At 54.6% G+C, this 18327-nt stretch carries 14 protein-coding genes; 7 read left to right on the forward strand and 7 right to left on the reverse strand.

Features of this window, described 5'->3' with window-relative positions; all coding sequences use genetic code 11:
• The first annotated feature begins 174 nt into the window (after window positions 1-174).
• The 3 genes from HHO50_RS04220 (at window position 175) to HHO50_RS04230 (ending at window position 4754) form a co-directional block, all read left to right on the forward strand.
• Window positions 175-2637, forward strand: coding sequence for a DUF2339 domain-containing protein (locus HHO50_RS04220; protein ID WP_181304743.1), 2463 nt, complete (start codon window positions 175-177; stop codon window positions 2635-2637).
• On the forward strand, window positions 2627-3874 hold the full coding sequence (locus HHO50_RS04225) for a DUF3999 family protein (protein WP_181304744.1): 1248 nt from the start codon (window positions 2627-2629) through the stop codon (window positions 3872-3874). Before HHO50_RS04220 ends, HHO50_RS04225 begins: the two co-directional genes overlap by 11 nt.
• A 154-nt stretch (window positions 3875-4028) precedes the next feature.
• Window positions 4029-4754, forward strand: a complete 726-nt coding sequence (locus tag HHO50_RS04230; protein ID WP_181304745.1) for an IS1 family transposase — start codon at window positions 4029-4031, stop codon at window positions 4752-4754.
• Between the two features lie 157 nt (window positions 4755-4911).
• On the opposite strand, the gene HHO50_RS04235 is transcribed toward HHO50_RS04230, so the two are convergent.
• Complete coding sequence (locus HHO50_RS04235) at window positions 4912-5655, reverse strand: AAA family ATPase (protein WP_181304746.1); 744 nt, start codon at window positions 5653-5655, stop codon at window positions 4912-4914.
• A 364-nt stretch (window positions 5656-6019) separates the two neighbouring features.
• Between HHO50_RS04235 and HHO50_RS04240 the strand changes: the two genes are divergently transcribed.
• The 3 genes from HHO50_RS04240 (at window position 6020) to mscL (ending at window position 11847) form a co-directional block, all read left to right on the forward strand.
• Window positions 6020-9208, forward strand: a complete 3189-nt coding sequence (locus HHO50_RS04240; RefSeq protein ID WP_181304747.1) for a glycosyl hydrolase — start codon at window positions 6020-6022, stop codon at window positions 9206-9208.
• A 478-nt stretch (window positions 9209-9686) separates the two neighbouring features.
• Window positions 9687-11225, forward strand: coding sequence for an N-acetylmuramoyl-L-alanine amidase (locus tag HHO50_RS04245; protein ID WP_181304748.1), 1539 nt, complete (start codon window positions 9687-9689; stop codon window positions 11223-11225).
• Window positions 11226-11427: 202 nt separating this feature from the next.
• Window positions 11428-11847: a large-conductance mechanosensitive channel protein MscL gene (gene mscL, locus HHO50_RS04250; RefSeq protein WP_219921433.1), complete on the forward strand. Its 420-nt coding sequence runs from the start codon at window positions 11428-11430 to the stop codon at window positions 11845-11847.
• A 94-nt stretch (window positions 11848-11941) separates the two neighbouring features.
• Here mscL and rlmN read toward each other — a convergent pair whose 3' ends face one another.
• Both rlmN and HHO50_RS04260 read right to left on the reverse strand, forming a co-directional pair.
• Complete coding sequence (gene rlmN / locus HHO50_RS04255) at window positions 11942-13027, reverse strand: 23S rRNA (adenine(2503)-C(2))-methyltransferase RlmN (RefSeq protein WP_181304749.1); 1086 nt, start codon at window positions 13025-13027, stop codon at window positions 11942-11944.
• A gap of 21 nt (window positions 13028-13048) precedes the next feature.
• Complete coding sequence (locus HHO50_RS04260) at window positions 13049-13477, reverse strand: thioesterase family protein (protein ID WP_181304750.1); 429 nt, start codon at window positions 13475-13477, stop codon at window positions 13049-13051.
• A 155-nt stretch (window positions 13478-13632) separates the two neighbouring features.
• Here HHO50_RS04260 and HHO50_RS04265 point away from each other — a divergent pair, with 155 nt between their 5' ends.
• Entirely contained in the window at window positions 13633-14544 is a 912-nt protein-coding gene (locus tag HHO50_RS04265; protein ID WP_181304751.1) for an LD-carboxypeptidase, read from the forward strand.
• A 113-nt stretch (window positions 14545-14657) separates the two neighbouring features.
• Here HHO50_RS04265 and HHO50_RS04270 read toward each other — a convergent pair whose 3' ends face one another.
• The 4 genes from HHO50_RS04270 to cysS form a co-directional block, all read right to left on the reverse strand.
• Complete coding sequence (locus tag HHO50_RS04270; RefSeq protein ID WP_255478586.1) at window positions 14658-14834, reverse strand: DUF5615 family PIN-like protein; 177 nt, start codon at window positions 14832-14834, stop codon at window positions 14658-14660.
• Between the two features lie 74 nt (window positions 14835-14908).
• The gene (locus HHO50_RS04275; protein WP_181304752.1) at window positions 14909-15142 is read right to left on the reverse strand and encodes a DUF433 domain-containing protein; all 234 of its coding nucleotides are present in this window, start codon (window positions 15140-15142) and stop codon (window positions 14909-14911) included.
• A gap of 300 nt (window positions 15143-15442) precedes the next feature.
• Complete coding sequence (locus tag HHO50_RS04280; protein WP_181304753.1) at window positions 15443-16450, reverse strand: M28 family peptidase; 1008 nt, start codon at window positions 16448-16450, stop codon at window positions 15443-15445.
• Window positions 16440-17933, reverse strand: a complete 1494-nt coding sequence (cysS, locus tag HHO50_RS04285) for a cysteine--tRNA ligase (RefSeq protein ID WP_181304754.1) — start codon at window positions 17931-17933, stop codon at window positions 16440-16442. The genes HHO50_RS04280 and cysS overlap by 11 nt, the downstream gene beginning before the upstream one ends.
• Window positions 17934-18327: the final 394 nt, after the last annotated feature.

The raw sequence follows: 18327 nt of genomic DNA on the forward strand, positions 1-18327 counted from the left end.
GAGCTGCAAGCTCGCGCTAGCTGACAACGTTATAAATACTTTGTTTCAGCCTTGATTTCTTGAAAACAGGCAATAAACGCATTCTGGCCCATTTCCTTTGGCAATAGCAATGTAGCCCTCCTACTTATTTACAAGATAAAATTGTAATATAGCCTCTGGACTAAACAGGCTTGTATGGAGGTATTGCTGCTTTTGGTGTTGGTGGGGTTAGCGCTTTGGTTTGGCACCAGAATCTCAAACCATTTGCTGGAACACCGCCGCGACCTGCAGGACGTACGGGAGGAACTGGCCCGCCTGCGCGAACAACTCAGCCGCTCCACCGTTCGCCCGCCGGTAGATGCCGCCGCCGCGATGCGCAGGGATGCTGATTCCCGGGCTGCCTCGGCACCGCCCCAAGTTTCGGCGCAGCCTTCCGCGCCACCTGTTCCTACACCTCCGCCGGTTTTCACGCCAACTATTCCGGTTCTGGTTGAAACACCAGTTGAGCAATCTACCCTAACGCCCGTTCCAGAACCGGTGCCGGTGGCCGCTTTCACCTCAACTCAGGAGACTTCTGTTTTCCAGGAGTCTGAACCGGCCAAGCCTTCCATCTTCACCCGCAAGCTGGATTGGGAGAAGTTCATCGGCGAGAACCTCATCAACAAACTGGGGATTGCGATTCTGGTGCTGGGCATCGGGTTCTTCGTGAAGTATGCCATTGACCAGGACTGGATAAACGAAGTGGGGCGCGTAGCCATTGGTTTGCTGGCGGGCGGGGCTTTGTTGGGCGTGGCGCATCGGTTACGGAAGGAGTACAAGGCGTTCAGTTCGGTGCTGATTGGCGGGGGCATGGCGGTGTTGTATTTTACCATCGCTATTGCGTTTCATGAGTACCAGATTTTCAGCCAGACGGTCGCGTTTCTGTTGATGGCGGCTATTACGGGGGTTACCATTTTCCTGGCCGTGGCCTATGACCGCATGGAGTTGGCGGTGCTGGCGTTGATTGGCGGGTTTGGGAGTCCGTTCATGGTGAGTACCGGCGAAGGCAATTACGTGGTGTTGTTCGTGTTCATTTTGCTGCTGAACGTAGGCATTCTGGTGCTGGCGTACTTCAAGAAGTGGAACCTGCTCAACCTGATTGCCTACGGGTTTACCATTCTGCTGTTCGGCAGTTGGTTTGGCACGCGGGTGGTGGGCATGGTCAATCCGCCGTACGTGGGCGCATTGGTGTTCGCAACGCTGTTTTACCTGGTGTTCTTCGGGATGACCATCATTTACAACGTGAAGGAGCGCCGGAAATTCACCGGGCCCGAGATTCTGATGCTGTTAAGCAACACGTTTCTGTATTACGGCGTGGGCATGTACGTGATGTCGCAGGTGGCCGGGGGCAGTTACCGGGGCTTGTTCACCATCTTATTAGGCGTTTTCAACTTCGTGTTTGCGTACGGGCTGTATCGCAGCAACCGTGTAGACCGCAATCTGGTGTACCTGCTCATTGGGTTGGTTTTGACGTTCCTGAGTTTATCGGCGCCAATCCAGTTAGAGGGGAATTACATCACGCTGTTCTGGGCACTGGAGGCGGTCTTGTTGCTCTGGTTGTCGCAGCGTTCCGGCATTCAGCTCATCAAATACGCCTCGGTGCTGGTGCTGTTTTTGATGCTGGGAAGCCTGAGCATGGACTGGCTGGATTATTCCATTTCCCGCGAAGGTTTGCCACTGCTCCTGAACAAGCTTTTTGTCACCGGCGTAGTAGTGGTCGCCTCGCTGGCGGGAACCTGGTGGCTTTTAGCCCGCGAAAACCCCGATTCTCTGCAAGGCAAGTTCATGACCTCGTACCGTACGGTGGTAGGCATTTTACTGGTGGTTTTTCTGTACTTAGTGCTGCTGCTGGAAGGACAGCACCAACTGACTCATTCTACCCTGAGCGTTGATGTTCAGATTCAAGTACTGGGCTTCTTCCATTACCTGTTTTTGCTGGGCCTGCTGTGGTGGAGCGGCCGTTTACCCAATCCTGTCTACGGCAGAATTGTCATGGGCCTGTCGGTGGTGGGATTGTTGGCGTATCTCACCAACCTGCAACCCTCGGCGAGCTACCTCCGGAACGGCTATCTGTTCAACCAAACGGAGACCTTATCAGCCTTTCTCACCCACTACCTCCCGCTGTTCACGCTGGTGCTGTTGCTGGCGATGGTGCTCAGAAAAGTGCAGCAGCAGTTCGGGTTTGGCAGCAGACTGGGAAAAATAAGTTTGTGGCTGGCGAGCGCCGCCGGGGTGTTTCTGCTGAGCTATGAGTTGGTGCATCTTTGGCTGTTGAAGTCGCACCCCACTTCCGCCGAGCTGTACAACTCCATGAGCCACATCCGGAAGATTGGTTTTCCTATTCTCTGGGGCGTGATTTCGTTTGCGCTCATGATGCTCGGCATGTCCCGGAAAATCAAAACGCTGCGCATCATCTCGCTTACTTTGTTCTTCCTGACCTTGCTTAAACTGTTCCTGTTTGATGTGCGGGATATGTCGGAGGGTGGCAAGATTGCCGCGTTTATCTGTCTGGGCGTCCTGCTACTGGTGATTTCGTTTATGTACCAGAAGCTCAAAAACCTTATATTAGAAGGAGAAACCAAACCCGTGGATGCTAGCCCTGTTTCCGATGACGCGTAAATTGCTGTTCCTTTTAGTTGGATTGCTTTTGCGCGTTCTCCCCAGCCAGGCGCAGGAGTTTGCCTGGCAAGCCCAACTGGGCCCCGTGCCGCAGCCGGGCTACCACCGTATTCTGCTTTCTCCGCAGGTCACGGGCCACGCACAACCTAATCTGGAAGACCTGCGGTTGTTCCAAGGCAAGGGGCAAGCGGTTCCGTATTTGGTACGCACAGAGTCTCCTGTACAGTACCGCACCTTGTTCAAGCCCTACCAAATCCTGCGTTATACTCGTCAGCCGGGCGGCGTGTCTGAGCTTTTGGTGCACAATCCGGAAAAAAGGCGCATAAACAACATCAGCCTCCAGATTGGCAATGCCGAAGTCCGGAAACAGGTTTCTCTGAGCGGCAGCGATGACCAGCAGAATTGGTACGTGCTCAAGGAACAGGACGTGCTGTACGCCATCCGGAACCCCAGAAGCACCGCCGAGGTCAAGTTGCTGGATTTCCCATTAAGCGATTACCGGTATTTCCGGCTTCAACTGAACGACTCTGCCAGTGCCCCGCTCAACATCCTGCAGGCCGGTTACTATGACACGTATTCAGAGGCCGGCAAGTACACCCGCATTCCTATCCAATCGCTCACCCGCGTAGACAGCACCCAGAACCAGACTACGTATCTGCACCTGCGTTTCGGGCAACCGGTGTACCCCGAGCAAATCGTTTTCCACATCTCGGCGCCGCATCTGTACTTCCGGTCGGGGCAGGTAATTATGGGCAAGCAGAAGGGGCAGGAACGCCGCAGAAAAAGACGCCGCCGCGCCCGGATGGAGGAGATTTCTGTGCCGTTGCTGCTTCATTCCAACGCGCCCGCCGTGCTGGAGTTGCCGCGCCAAAAAGTAGAGGAATTGACTATCCAGATTGAGAACGCCGACAATCCGCCGTTGACCATTGACTCCGTCCAAGTGCTGCAACTGAACCGGTACCTGGTGGCCGCGCTGGAACCCCACCAAACCTACACCCTGCGCTTCGGGAACGAGAAACTGAACGCCCCCGACTATGACCTGCAGTTCTTCCAGGACAGCATTCCGCAGGATATTCCTGTTCTCCAAGTGCAGAACCTGCAGTCCGTTTCGGGGCCGAAAACGCCGAAACAGGCCCAAAACTCCAAGCTGCTCATTTGGGCGGCCATTGCCGTGCTGGCGGTTGGGTTAGGCTATATGACGGTGCGCCTGCTGCGCGACATGGAGAAAAAAGGATAAACGCATCTTTCGTTTCGAGGCCGTTTTTGTAAATTATATAATTATTTTATTGCTATATAATAGGGTAGTTTACTTAAAGTAAGGATGGGCTTATTGCGGAATCAGCAATGAGGAGCAGGCGTTAAGGAATAGAGATCGCCAAACCTTTATTCCTATGACCACCTGCCCCCACTGCCATAGTCCGAAGATAGTGAAAAACGGCAAGAGCTACCACTCAAAGCAGAACTACAAGTGCCGCCACTGCCGCAGGCAGGCGGTAGAACGTGAGCCGGAAAGGCTCTTCAGCCGCGATGAGTTGCTAAGGGGGCTGCTTTTGGAGCGGCTCTCTTTGCGGGCCATAGCCCGCCTGCTCAAGGTGAGCGTAGGCTGGCTGGTGCCGCGCGTGAAGGCCCTGTGGCAGGGGGCCGCAGAACGTCTGCCACAGGGCAGGCTGGAGGAGACGGAGGTGGGGCTGCTGTGCGTGGAGGCCGACGAGCAGTGGGGCTTCGTGGGCGCCAAGGACTGCCCCGTGTGGCTGTGGCTGGCCATGGAGCGGCGCACGGGGCTGGTGGTGGGCTTCCACCTGGGGGAGCGGGACACGGAAGGGGCGATGGGCCTGTGGCTGAGCATCCCGCAAAAGCTACGGGAAAAGGCACTGGTTTTCACGGATGGGCTGGAGGCCTACGGGGCTGTGTTCGCAAAAGGGCAGCACCAGCCGGAGGGAAAGAGGGAGACCACGAAGATGGAGCGGCTCAACAACACCCTGCGCCAAAGGTGCGCCAGGCTGGTGAGGAAGACACTCTCCTTCTCCAGGTCATGGGAGAACCACCGGCTGGCAATACGATACTTCCTCTACAGCTATAACCTTGAGAAATTGGCAAAAATGCCATCCTTACTTTAAACACACTACCTATAATAGAAGTCTTGCCGTATTTATAATTTCTTCACTGACAATTTTCAGCGCTTCCGCACCAGTTCCAAGTTGCTCTTAGTGTGTAGGCTTACCACCATCTTTTGTAGATTTCCCGACGGAATAAGTAAAGCATCTCACTACTATCTTATTGCAATAGAATATTCAGCATGTTATCGGTATTGTTAATAAATTCTTTTGTGACGGAATACAATTCCGTCTCCTTATAAGCAACTTCCTTAAACCCGGAACTTGACAGTTCATAGATAACCGCGCCGGGATATGCTAAAACGATTGGCGAATGCGTGGCAATGATAAACTGAGATTTATTGCTGATTAGTTCTTTCATACGAACAAGCATCGCCATCTGCCGTGTGGGTGAAAGGGCAGCCTCAGGTTCATCTAAGATATATATCCCATTCCCGCTGAACCTATTCATGAAAAGAGCCCAGAATGATTCCCCATGGGACTGTTCGTGCAGTGACCTGCCTCCGTATGAATCAATTATAGGTTTCCCGCCGCCGCCTTTGTCTAACTCTTCAATCTGAGTCGCTAGATTATAGAAGCTCTCGCTGCGTAAGAAGAACCCATCCTTTGGTTGCTTATAACCTTTAGATAAATGAATATACTTATAAAGATCGGAATGGGAAGCCCTTGTGGAGAAACTGAAGTTTTTTGTTCCCCCTTCCGGGTTGAAACCACAGGAAAGGGCGATGGCCTCTAAAACAGTTGATTTACCCATGCCATTTTCTCCGACTAGGTACGTTACCTCATCTCCAAATCTAATCCCGTCAAAATTATTGAAAGCCGGCAAATCAAAGGGGTATTTATTGGGGTTCGTTTCAGAATCCTGTCTGAACCTTAATTCCTGTAAATAAGCATTTGAGACCATGATTAAATATGATAATAAAGTTTCTTTAAATATAGAGGCTTTATTTAGAAGCACCTGAGTCACCGACAGGTATCCTCGTCGGCTCAGGTCAAGTCAGTGCTAAAGCAGGTGGTGTTTCTATACAACCATAAACGTCCTCACCTAGGCTGCGACTATGTTTGCCGCAGAGCAGGCGCATCGGGAAAAGCCTTGGCATAAATTTTTACTTTTCTTGATATTCCTTTCTTGAGAGGATAAACGCACCTTCCGTTTCAGGGCCGTTTACCAGAAAACAGGCAGAAAACGAGGCGCTTTTCGGCTTATTTAGTACCTTTCATCAGCTTACCCGCCACCTTCCAAACACCACCTTAACAAACAGAACCACATGCAACACCCCTACTCCACCCGGTTTTTCCGGCAGTGCCTTCCCTTGCTGCTGGGCGGCTTGACCTTTTTAACGCCCTTCGCCGCTGAGGCCCAGAAAAAGCCGAAAGCCAGTACGGCCAAAAACAAGAAAGCGGCGCAAGACCCGTATCCCGAAAAACTGTACAACGGGATGACTTGGCGCTCCATTGGGCCGTACCGGGGCGGGCGTTCGGCTACCGTGACCGGCGTACCGGGCAAACCGAACCTCTACTATTTTGGGGCGACGGGTGGCGGCGTGTGGCGCACCAAAGACGGTGGTTCCAGCTGGGAGAACATCTCGGACAAGTACTTCGGGGGTTCCATTGGCGCGGTGGCCGTGAGCGAGGCCGACCCCAATGTGATTTACGTGGGCGAAGGCGAGAAAACCGTGCGCGGCAACGTGTCTTCGGGTTTTGGCATGTGGAAATCCGTGGATGCGGGCCAGACCTGGCAATCCATCGGACTGAAAGATTCCAAGCACATCTCGCGCGTGCGCATCCACCCCAAGAACCCTGATTTGGTGTACGCGGCGGCAATGGGCAACATCTACGCCCCCAACGACATGCGCGGCGTGTACCGCTCCAAAGACGGCGGCAAGAACTGGGAACGCGTGCTGTTCGTGAACAACGAGGTGGGCGTGGTAGACCTCACCATAGATCCGGTGAACCCCCGGAACCTGTACGCCACCTCTTGGCGCATACAACGCACGCCGTACAGCCTTTCTTCTGGCGGCCCCGGCTCCGGTATCTGGAAAAGCACCGACGGTGGCGATACCTGGAAAGAAATCTCCCGCGCCACCGGCTTGCCAAAAGGCACCTTGGGCATCATTGGCGTCACCGTCTCCCCGGTAAACAACCAGCGCGTGTGGGCCTTGGTGGAAGCCGAAGACGGCGGTTTGTTCCGCTCAGAGAACGGCGGCGAAACCTGGACGAAGGTCAACGAAGACCGCAGCCTGCGCCAACGGGCCTGGTACTACACCCGCCTCACCGCCGACCCGCAGAACGTAGACGGTGTGTACGTGCTCAACGTAGGCCACCATTATTCCACCGACGGCGGCAAGACGTTCAAATCCATTCCTACGCCACATTCAGACCACCACGACCTCTGGATTGCCCCCGAAGACCCCAAACGCATGATTCTGGCCGATGACGGCGGCGCGCAGGTAAGCTTTGACGGCGGTGAGAACTGGAGCACGCCTGACAACCAGCCTACGGGTCAGTTCTACCGCGTAGTGACGGATAACGCTTTCCCGTACCGCATCTACGGAGCCCAGCAGGACAACAGCGCCGTGAGAATTGCCAGCCGCACCAGCGGCCGCAGCATCGGGCTGCACGACTGGGAGGAAACCGCGGGTTCTGAAAGCGCGCACATTGCCGTGAACCCCAAAGACCCCGAGATTGTGTACGGCGGAAACTACGGCGGCTTCATCGGGCGGCTAGACCATAAAACCGGTTTTGAGCGCACCATCAACGTGTGGCCAGACAACCCCATGGGCCATGGCGCCGAGGGCATGAAGTACCGCTTCCAGTGGAACTTCCCCATCTTCTTCTCACCGCACACTGCGAACCGGCTGTATACCGCGTCCAACCACCTGCACGTGACCACCAACGAAGGCCAGAGTTGGGAAGTCATCAGCCCGGATTTGACGCGCAACGACAAAACCAAACTAGGCCCATCGGGCGGCCCCATCACCAAAGACAATACCAGCGTGGAGTACTACGGCACCATCTTCGCGGCCATGGAATCTCCCGCCGAGGAAGGTGTGATCTGGACGGGTTCTGATGACGGTTTGGTACACGTGACCCGTGATGCGGGCAAAACCTGGGCCAACGTCACCCCCAAGGCCCTGCCCGAGTGGAGCATGATTAACAGCGTAGACCCGCACCCCACCCAAAAAGGCGTGCTATACATGGCGGCCACGCTCTACAAAACCGGCGATTTCCAGCCGCTGCTGTTCAAAACGGCAGATTACGGGAAAACCTGGACTAAAATCACCTCCGGTATTCCGGCCACGCACTTTACCCGTGTGGTGCGTGTAGACCCTAAAAGAGCCGGGTTGCTGTACGCCGGCACCGAGTACGGCATGTACGTATCGTTCAACGATGGTGCTTCCTGGAAGCCGTTCCGCCTGAACCTTCCGTTGGTGCCCATCACCGATTTGACCATCAAGAACGACAACCTCATTGCTGCCACCCAGGGCCGGGGTTTCTGGATCATGGATGACTTAACATTACTGCACCAGTTAACGCCTCAGTTAGCCGACAGCAAGTTTCACCTGTTCAAACCCATGCCTACCTACAAAACCTTGGGCAGTAACGCCGCCAATACCAAGTTTGAGGGCCAGAACCACCCGGGGGGCGTGATGGTGCATTTCTATTTGCCTACCGCCCCAGATACCACTTCTAAAATAGCCCTGGAGATTCTGGAGAAAGACGGTAAGCCGATCAAGAAATACACCTACGGCGCCAAAGAAGCCGCCGACAAACTGGAGGCGAAAACCGGCCTGAACCGCTTTGTCTGGAACATGACCTACCCCGAGGCATCGCGCTTTGAGGGCATGATTCTGTGGGGCGGCGGCACGCAAGGCCCTAAAGCCATTCCGGGCACCTACCAAGCCCGCCTCACCGTGAACGGCCAACCGCAGGAAACCGAGTTCGAGATTCTGCAAGACCCGCGCAGCCAAACGCCGCTCGCCGATTTGCAGGCGCAACAGGCCTTCCTGCTCAGCGTGCGCGACAAACTCACCGAGACGCACGACGCCATCAGCAAAATACGCGAAGCCCGTACCCAGATGAACGCCGTCACCGCCCGTTTTGCAGGTCGCGCCGACATGAAAGACGTGCTGGATGCCGCCAAGGCGATGAACCAGAAAATGACCGAGGTGGAAGAGACGCTGTACCAAACCAAGAACCGCAGCGGCCAGGACCCTTTGAACTACCCTATCCGGCTGAACAACAAACTGGCAAACCTGGCCTCCCAAGCCTCCGTAGGGGATTTCCGGCCGACCGACCAGATGTATGCGTTCCAGAAGGAAGTGACGGCCCAAATAGATACCCAACTACAGAAACTCAACCAAGTCTTCGCCACCGACCTGCCGGCCCTGAACCAGCTCATCCGCAGCAAGAACGTGGATGCGATCATGCTGAAGGAAAAGAAAGAGACGGAGTAGAAGAAAGGTCTAAAACTTGCCAACCAATGTTACGCCCTCCTGCCGATGGTTCCCGGCGAGTCCGGAGACTCGCTTCATCCTAGGTCACGAGACTAAAGTCTCGCGCCAGTTTACTCTAAACCTGTGAGGTCTTGGAGACCTCACAGGTTTCCGCGTTTTGGGCCTGTTTCCCCCAAAACAGCCCAAAAACGCTGGGACGAAGCAAGGAGACTTGCACCCGCAGGAAAAACCAACCCTAGAAAGCAATGCGTGCCCGAGGCAAGGCAGTGCCTGGTCTCTACCGGAATTTAATTTCCGCGTTTCCGGCCTATTTTCCGTAAAACAGCCCCAAAACGCGGGAGACGGGGCTGGGGGTGAGGTTCTGCTGTTTTAAGTCCTTTCTCAAGAAATCGGCCTAAAAACAGCAGAACCTCTTTGACAAATTGTTGCCAGAAACATCGCAGAACCCTTATCTTGGCCGCTAGACCATTTCCCGCTTATGAAACCCTTCACTTTCCTCCTTCTTTTTTGCCTCTTCGCCCAGTGGGCCGGGGCGCAGACCGTTCCGGCAAAATCAGCCCCGGCTACCAGAACCATTACGCCCGCGGCGGTTGATTCCCTTAAAGTGGAATACGTGCGCACCCAACCCGACGCTGAACTCTGGCTCCAACCCGGCGACCGGCTGAATGTGCGGGTGAAAGCGAGAACGGGCCTCAAGGTGAGTCTTTGGAACAAACACCCGTTGCCAGAACTGCCGGCGGCGCAGAACAAAGGCGAGGCGGGGGTATACGCGGGCACCTACGTTGTGCAGCCCGGCGATAAACTCCCCAACCTCAATGTGCCGGTGCTGGTAGATGACACCACCGATCTGTACCCGTACACCGTCTTCGGCACCGCCAGCAAAGTCACAATCCTTAACCCGGCCCAGCCTCTCTATGGTTTAACGCAGGGCAAGATGCCGTACATGAACTATGGCCTGGGCGAAGACCGGTTGGGCGGGGCCAAGATGGGCTTTTTAGACTCGCTGGTGCGCGTGCAGATTATCGGCAAGAGTGGGCGGGATTATAAGATTAAACTGTCCAATACCCTCAACGCCTACATGCCGGTGCAGCAGGTGCAACTGGAAGGCCCCACCGCCTACCCCGGCGAGAGCCTCACCAGCTCTTGGAGCGTGACCGGCGATGATGCCAACGGCAAATATGACTACGTACGGGTGGCGGTAGGCCAACGCTTGCCTTATACCTCGTACCTGGACGTGAATCCATCCCGCATCATCGTGGACATCTACGGAGCCGTCTCCAACACCAACTGGATGACGCTGCACCGCACGCTGCGCGAAGTCAAGAACGTGCAGTACCAACAGGTGGCCTCAGACGTGTACCGCATGATTATCGACTTAAAGCATCCGCAGGCCTGGGGCTACAGTGTGGGGTATCAGGGCACATCCTTGGTGGTCAAGATAAAACGCCAGCCGGAGAAACTGAAATTGAAGCACCTCACCATTGCCGTAGACGCGGGCCACGGCGGCACCAGCACCGGGGCCACCGGCAAAACGGGCATTCCAGAGAAGGAGATCACGCTCAAGATTGCCAAACTCCTCCAGCAGGAACTTCAGCGGAAAGGCGCCACCGTGCTCATGACCCGCGAGGCCGATGTCACCTTTGACACCATGGAACGGGTGCGTATGCTGAAAAAAGCGCAGCCCGATATCTTGGTAAGCGTCCACGTGAATTCGTCCGGCCGCCCCGAGGTGCAGGGCACCAGCACCTATTACCGCCACCTGGCGTTCCGGCCGTTGTCGCAGGCGTTGTATGAAGAAGTGCTGGAGCTGGACTTGAAGGAGTTCGGGAACATCGGCGGCTTCAACTTCGCCCTCAACGCCCCCACCGAATACCCCAACGCGCTGGTGGAGACCGCCTTCGCCTCTAACCCCGAGGACGAGCAGCGTCTCATCAACCCGCAGTTCCAGGAAGACATGGCCCAGCAGATCAGGAAAGGGCTGGAGCGGTTCCTGAAGGAAACCCGCCAGCGGAAATAAGGGAGCGTAAGGGTGCTTCTTATTGACTTATGTAGATTTTATTATATATTTAGCTAAAATTAAGTCTCTTTGCTTCCTATGGAGAACACCACTACCCTTGCATTTTGAGCGCGCAGGCAAAGGTTGCCCGACACGATTGCTAGCACACTGGTAGTGAATACACACTAATCTCTATTTCACCGAACCTTTAAAAAAATACCTTATGTCAATGACCAAAGAGTTCAAAGAGTTTGCCATGCGGGGCAACGTGGTGGATCTGGCCGTAGGGGTGGTGATTGGGGCCGCCTTTGGGAGGATCGTGAGTTCCCTGGTAGACGACATCCTCATGCCGCCCATCGGGATCATGTTGGGCGGCGTGGACTTCAAAGACCTGAAACTGGTATTGAAACAAGGCGTGCTGGACGCCGACGGCAAACTGACCGATGTGACCCTGAACTACGGTAACTTCATCCAGACGCTCATTGACTTCCTTATCATCGCCGTAGCTATTTTCATGGTGGTCAAACTGATGAACTCCCTAAAACGCAAGAAAGCGGCCTCGCCCGATATTCCGCCCGCGCCCACCAAAGAAGAAGTACTGCTCACCGAGATCAGGGATGCCTTGCGCTCCAAACCGCTGTAAACTGGTTTAAGGCTATTTCACAGAAAACGGGCCAGAAACAGAAAGGGCACCGATATGATCGGTGCCCTTTCTGTTTTATACTAGCCGTTGACCTTTATGCTTCAGCTTCTTTCTTATCCTTGATGGCCAACTGCCCGCAGGCGGCGTCAATGTCCTTGCCTCGGCTGCGCCGAACGTTCACCTGTACGCCTCGGTCGGCGAGGTAGCGCATGAACGGCTCCAGACGGTCATCGCTTGATTTCTGGAACTGGCCGCCGTCAATGGGGTTGTACTCAATGATGTTCACCTTACACGGGATGATCTTGGAGAACTGAAGCAGTTCCTGGGCATCCTCGGGGTTATCGTTGAAGTGGCTGAGCAGGATGTACTCATAGGTCACCTTACGGCCGGTTTTCTCATGGTAATAGACCAACGCTTCTTTCAGGGCTTCCAATGAGTTGGTCTCGTTGATGGGCATGATCTCGTTGCGCTTGGTGTCATTGGCGGCGTGCAAGCTCAAGGCCAGGTTGGCTTTGATGCCGTCATCGGCCATTTTCTTGATCATCTTGGCAATGCCGGCGGTACTGACCGTGATGCGGCGGGCCGCCATGTTCAGGCCATCGGGCGCGGTGATGCGCTCAATGCTCTTCATCACGTTGGCGTAGTTCAGGAGCGGTTCGCCCATGCCCATGTACACAATGTTGGTCAACGGACGGTTGTAGTTGCTCTCAGTTTGCTCCTTGATGCGCACCACCTGGTCATAGATCTCGTCGGCGTTCAGGTTTCTAATGCGATCCATCTTGCCGGTGGCGCAGAAAGAGCAGGTCAAGGAGCAACCCACCTGGCTGCTCACGCAGGCGGTCATCCGTTTAGGGTGCGGAATCAAGACCCCTTCTACTATATTTCCGTCATAAAGCCGGAACGTGGATTTTATGGTATAATCTGAACTCAGCTGGCTGGTGTTCACGGCCACGCTGTTGATGGTGAAGGAACGCTCCAGCTTCTCGCGCAGCGGCAGACTGATGTTGTTCATCTCCGCGAACGAGGTGGCCGTCAGTTTCCAGACCCATTCGTAGACCTGTTTGGCACGGAACGGCTTTTCGCCCTGCTCCGTCATCCAGGCCTTGAGCTGGTCTAAAGACAGTTTCCGGATGTCCTGCCGGTTCAGAATCTCTATGTCTGGGATCAATGTGGTACTCATACTACAAAGGTACAAAATATCTTACGCTTTAGTTTCCAGACGCTCCCGCGCTTCCGGCGGAATAGTTTTCAGCTTGCGCAACTGGTAATCAAAGCACAGCATTCCGGTTTTGGCGTGGGCTATCTCTTTGCCGTTTTGGGTGGAAAGCCGGTACACCAGGTCAAAGCCGTACTTGCTGAACTCGGTGGCCTGTACCTGCACGGTGAGTACATCGCCGTAGAAACCTTCGCCTTTGTAAACGATGCCCACATCAGACATGATCAGCCCCGCCCCGGCAAAATCCATCTCTGAGTAGCCGTGCGTCTGCAGAAACCGCATGCGGGCCTCATGCAGCAAACTCAGCAGCGCATCGTTGCCCAAGTGCCCGCCATAATTGAGATCAGTGATACGGATGGGGAGTTCAGTCTGGAAAGCGAAATGCGCGGGAAGGTCTATCTTGATGCGGGCCACTTTATATTTACGAATTAGGAATGGAGAAGGAAAGATAGGGTATACGGAGACACCGGGAGCGTTTCAAGGCTGATTTCTCAAAAACAAGCTTAAAACCGTTGTCGCTCAAAAATATTGAGTACTTTGGAAGCTTGTATTTCAAACCGAGTTTACCCGTGATTACACCCCCTGCCCTCCAGAAAGGAGATGCCGTTGGCATTGTTTGTTTAGCCCGAAAAGTAAGTTTAGAAGACATTCAGGATGGCGTTCGGTTACTGGAAACCTGGGGATTGCGCGTGGTGCTGGGCAAAAGCGTGGGCGCGGAAGACGGCTACTTGGGCGGGGCCGATGAACTGCGGAGATCCGATTTCCAACAGATGCTGGACAATCCCGAAATCAAAGCGGTTTTCTCGGCCCGCGGCGGCTACGGCACCACCCGCATCCTGGATCAGATAGATTTCAGCGGCTTCCAGAAAAGCCCGAAGTGGGTGATTGGGTTCAGTGACATCACCGCCATGCTCTGCCACTTGCACACGCTGGGCCTGGAAAGCGTACACGGCACCATGCCCCTGCTCATGGGTAAGCCCGAAACGGGGGAAGCCGATGAATCACTGCGCCGGATCTTGTTCCGGGAACCGCTTTCCTACGCCACTCCGGCCAATCCGCTCAACGTGCTGGGTGCTGCCACCGGCCAACTGGTGGGCGGCAACCTGATTCTGCTGGACACTATTACGGGCACGGCGTCAGAGGTAGAGTATACCGGTAAGATTCTGTTTCTGGAAGACGTGGGCGAACACTACTACAACATAGACCGCGTACTGGTGCATCTGCGCCGCCTGGGAAAACTGGAGAAACTAGCTGGGCTGGTAGTGGGTCAATTTTCAGATATGAAGGACACGGCCGTTCCGTTCGGGAGAGATGTGCCGCAGATTATTCTGGAGCACTGCGGAGGCTATGGCTACCCCATCTGCTTTGATTTCCCCGTAGGGCACGTAGAGCGTAACCTGGCGCTGGTGGTTGGCCGCGAAGCGATGCTGCAGGTCACCGCAGAAAGCGTTTCACTGCACTATACCCCAACTCGTTTTTAGGTTATTTTTGGGAAAACGGGCTTAAAACAGATTTAGTTAATTCCTTCCAGGCGATCTCTGAAAACATTCACCAGTTTATGGGTTTGGTTTAAGGCTAGCACCTGTTCCCAAACCTAGACGGTGGCCAGGAAGAACTCATGCATTTTCATGTTCCCGTACCGGAGGTGGATCACTTTTGGCGGCGGTTGCCTCAGGAGGAGACGGCTGGAGGAATCTGCATCTTTTGAGACAATGGTCAGGTTGTTTTCTTGGGCGTAGCGCCAGATTTGGGCGTCTGCCCAAGTTATCATTGATGTCTTTTTGATGGATGTAGTCTGCCGTCTTCCAAAGGGAAAAGTAATAAGGCAAGCTCACGTCTGGCAGGTTAGGCTACCGTTTTCAGCACGTAATTCCTGTTCATTGGGGCTGTGGCAAACTGAAGGCATGCCGTGATATCCTCTTTCTCCAGAGACGGGAACTGACGAAGGATTCCCGCGGGCGTTTCCCCGGCTGAAGGGAATTCCAGAATGGTCTGCACCGCAATTCGCTTCCCCCTAATGGTAGGCTTGCCGTTACAGATGCTTTCATCAAGCGTGATTCTGTCTGTGAGGTATTCCATACAAAGCCCTCTCCTTTCTTAGTTCATCACGGGTGATACGCAAGACAGCTAATTCTTTCCTGAAGCCTTAAAAAACACCAAGCCGTTTCCCGGCTCTTTTCCGGAAAACGGCTTTAAAACGGTTGACAGCTTAGAGCTTATTTAAATTTCATCTTTGCGCTACAAACGGCCATAAAAAGAACCTGCGTTCGCCTTTTTCTCGCCCCGTAGCGCTGCTACGCAGCTCAAAAAACGCTTCCGCAGAACCTTTCTCTGGCCGTTTTCGCCAGCAAACCTCAAATGTAAACAAGCTCTTATTTCTTACTGTTCGGTCATGACCACGTGCAACACCGTCTGGCCCACGGCTTTCAAAGTGTTGCGGTCAATGATGTCCATGTTATCAGTATGCCTATGGTGGTACGGCCCGAAGAAGCCGTCTGGGCTGGAAGGGTCATAGGCCACAATGTCGGCCATCCGGATGTTGGCGTGTTGGATCACGTAGGTGTGGTCATCGGTAATGCCGGGGCTATCCTGGAACGGGAAATAGTCTGAGTAACCCAGTTGGTGGGCGGTTTTCCAGACTTTCTCCACCACATCGCCGGCGTAGACCCGGCTGGTTTCTTCCCGCGCAAAACGCGCCCCTTTCGCCCCTACCATGTCCAGCAGAATACCGTAATTGGCGGTGTAGCCTTTGGGCAGCAGGTTCTTAGCCCAGTACTGCGAACCCAAACACCAGGTATCAGGAATGTAATCTCCGGCATTGTCGGGCTGGCCGTAGTCTTCGCCGTCAAAGAGCATGATATCTACGCCCACATCACCTTTCAGCGGGTTGGCCTGTAACTGCCGCGCAATCTCCAGCAAAACGGCCACCCCGCTGGCTCCGTCGTTGGCGCCATCTATGGGGGTGGTGGGGTTCTGCGGGTCTTTATCGGCGACGTGCCGGGTGTCCCAGTGGGCGGCCAGTAAAATGCGCTTGCTGGCTTGGGGGTTGAACTGTGCCATGATGTTGCGCAGATCAAGCGTCGTGCCATCATAGGCTTTGGCAGTAAAAGACTGCACCTGCAGGGTACCGCCGTAGCCTTCCAGTTTACCTATAAGATAATCGCCGCAGGCGCGGTGCGCGGGCGTATTAGGCACGCGGGGGCCAAACGATACCTGCCTGGCGACAAACTGGTACGCCGAATCGGCGTTGAACGCCGACACGTTCACGGTTTCCGCAGCCGCCGGTTGCTCAACGGTAGCGGTGTCTGAGTTCGTCTTTTTGTCGCAGGCGGGCAGCGCGGCGGCGAGGAACAGGCCTAAAGCCAGAACTTTCATGTTATTCTTCATAAGCCCAGTCTATACCGGTTTTCATGTCTTTGATCACAATGCCCTGCCCTTTCAGTTGCGCCCTGATGGCATCTACCTTGCCGTAATCTTTGGTTTCTTTCGCTTCTTTGTAAAAGCCCAGCACCACTTCCAGCAGCGATTGGGCATCGGCGGTCTGTTCTATTTTCAGGCCCAGCACGTCTAACACCAAGGCCCGGTACTGGGTGCGCATCTGCTCAAAGGTCTCTTGGGAAATGGTCTCCAGCTTGAAACCTCCGGTATGCATGCTGTTGATTTTCTTGAGCAGATTGAACAGTGACGCAATGGATTTGGCCGTGTTCAGGTCATCGTTCAAGGGCACGAACAACTCCGCGGTCAGTTTCTTGATTTCCTCTTCGGCTTTGGCGTCCAGGTTTTCGGCCCCGGCCGGATACGTCAACTGGTTTAAAATGCGCAGGCCGTTCATTACTTTGAGGTAGCCTTTGCGCGCGGCTTGCAGGGCTTCATTGCTGAAGTCCAGGGTGCTGCGGTAGTGCGCCTGCAACACGAAGAACCGCACCGTCATAGGCGAATACGCTTGCTGCAACAACTCATGCTCGCCCGTGAATAACTCGCGGAGGGTGATAAAATTGCCCAGCGACTTGCCCATCTTCTTGCCGTTCATGGTGATCATGTTGTTGTGTACCCAGTAGCGCGCGGCATCGGTGTGGTTGTGGCTGGCCTGGCTCTGCGCAATCTCGCACTCGTGGTGCGGGAACATCAGATCCAATCCGCCCCCATGGATGTCAAACTGCGTGCCCAGGTATTTCCGGCTCATAGCCGAGCACTCCAAATGCCAGCCCGGGAAACCCTCTGACCAGGGCGAAGGCCAGCGCATGATGTGCGTAGGGGAGGCTTTTTTCCACAAGGCGAAGTCCAGCGGTGAGCGTTTCTCCTCCTGCCCTTCCAGGTCTTCGCGGGTGTTGGTCATCAAATCCTCAATCACGCGGCCGGAGAGTTTTCCGTAGTTGTGCTGCTGGTTATAAGCCGGCACGTCAAAGTACACCGACCCGTGGGACACGTAGGCCAGGCCATTCTCCAGAATCTCCTCAATCATCTGGATTTGCTCAATGATGTGGCCAGAGGCGCGGGGCTCAATGTCTGGGGAGATAACGTTCAGTTGCGCCAGGTCTTCGTGGTAGCGGTTGGTGAAATGGTGTACCACCTCCATGGGTTCCAGTTGGTGGGCCTTCGCGAACTTCTGGATTTTATCTTCGCCCGAGTCGGCATCGTTCTGCAAATGGCCTACATCGGTGATGTTGCGCACGTAACGCACTTTGTAGCCTACGTACCGCAGGTACCGGGAAAGCACGTCAAACACCACACCCGCCCGGGAATGGCCCAAGTGCGCATCGCCGTAGACGGTAGGCCCGCAGACGTACAGGCCCACGAACGGGCTCTCTAGTGGGGTAAACGGTTCTTTGGTACGGGTGAGCGTATTATATAAAGACAATGGGTGGTTCATGCGGCAAAATTATAAAACTTACTGGTACTTGTGGTAACGGTACGGCGTTAGTGGGTATAAGCTGCTTTTTTCTTTTATGCTGATGAGGAGGGTTTAGCGGTTTTAGGCTTGTTTTCTGGAAAACAGGGTTGAAACGGAAGTTCTCTTTGTGCATGCCGTTTGCTGTTGCTGGCGTGGCGGCTTTTTGCGTAGGTATTAGTTGGTGCACGCCTTATGCTGTTCCCTTGGCTTGTGCGCTTGTTGCGTGGGTTCAAGTGCTGTATTGTTTCATCTTTGCCGGTATGCGCTCACGGCCGCGAGGCCCCGTCTTCCCCTCTCGCACTGCCCTTTCAGCCCGGGAAGCCTTTTTCGCTTAGTTTCGCCAAAACAGGGCCAAAAGCGAGGCGCGCTCTGG

Source organism: Rufibacter sp. XAAS-G3-1, from assembly GCF_013623775.1.
Lineage (GTDB): Bacteria > Bacteroidota > Bacteroidia > Cytophagales > Hymenobacteraceae > Nibribacter.

What these genes read in the sequence shown, in the direction of transcription:
- HHO50_RS04220 (WP_181304743.1), top strand. Translation starts at nt 175, where the DNA reads ATGGAGGTATTGCTGCTTTTGGTGTTGGTGGGGTTAGCGCTTTGGTTT.
- HHO50_RS04225 (WP_181304744.1), top strand. Translation starts at nt 2,627, where the DNA reads ATGACGCGTAAATTGCTGTTCCTTTTAGTTGGATTGCTTTTGCGCGTT.
- HHO50_RS04230 (WP_181304745.1), top strand. Translation starts at nt 4,029, where the DNA reads ATGACCACCTGCCCCCACTGCCATAGTCCGAAGATAGTGAAAAACGGC.
- HHO50_RS04235 (WP_181304746.1), bottom strand. Translation starts at nt 5,655, where the DNA reads ATGGTCTCAAATGCTTATTTACAGGAATTAAGGTTCAGACAGGATTCT.
- HHO50_RS04240 (WP_181304747.1), top strand. Translation starts at nt 6,020, where the DNA reads ATGCAACACCCCTACTCCACCCGGTTTTTCCGGCAGTGCCTTCCCTTG.
- HHO50_RS04245 (WP_181304748.1), top strand. Translation starts at nt 9,687, where the DNA reads ATGAAACCCTTCACTTTCCTCCTTCTTTTTTGCCTCTTCGCCCAGTGG.
- mscL (WP_219921433.1), top strand. Translation starts at nt 11,428, where the DNA reads ATGTCAATGACCAAAGAGTTCAAAGAGTTTGCCATGCGGGGCAACGTG.
- rlmN (WP_181304749.1), bottom strand. Translation starts at nt 13,027, where the DNA reads ATGAGTACCACATTGATCCCAGACATAGAGATTCTGAACCGGCAGGAC.
- HHO50_RS04270 (WP_255478586.1), bottom strand. Translation starts at nt 14,834, where the DNA reads ATGATAACTTGGGCAGACGCCCAAATCTGGCGCTACGCCCAAGAAAAC.
- HHO50_RS04275 (WP_181304752.1), bottom strand. Translation starts at nt 15,142, where the DNA reads ATGGAATACCTCACAGACAGAATCACGCTTGATGAAAGCATCTGTAAC.
- HHO50_RS04280 (WP_181304753.1), bottom strand. Translation starts at nt 16,450, where the DNA reads ATGAAGAATAACATGAAAGTTCTGGCTTTAGGCCTGTTCCTCGCCGCC.
- cysS (WP_181304754.1), bottom strand. Translation starts at nt 17,933, where the DNA reads ATGAACCACCCATTGTCTTTATATAATACGCTCACCCGTACCAAAGAA.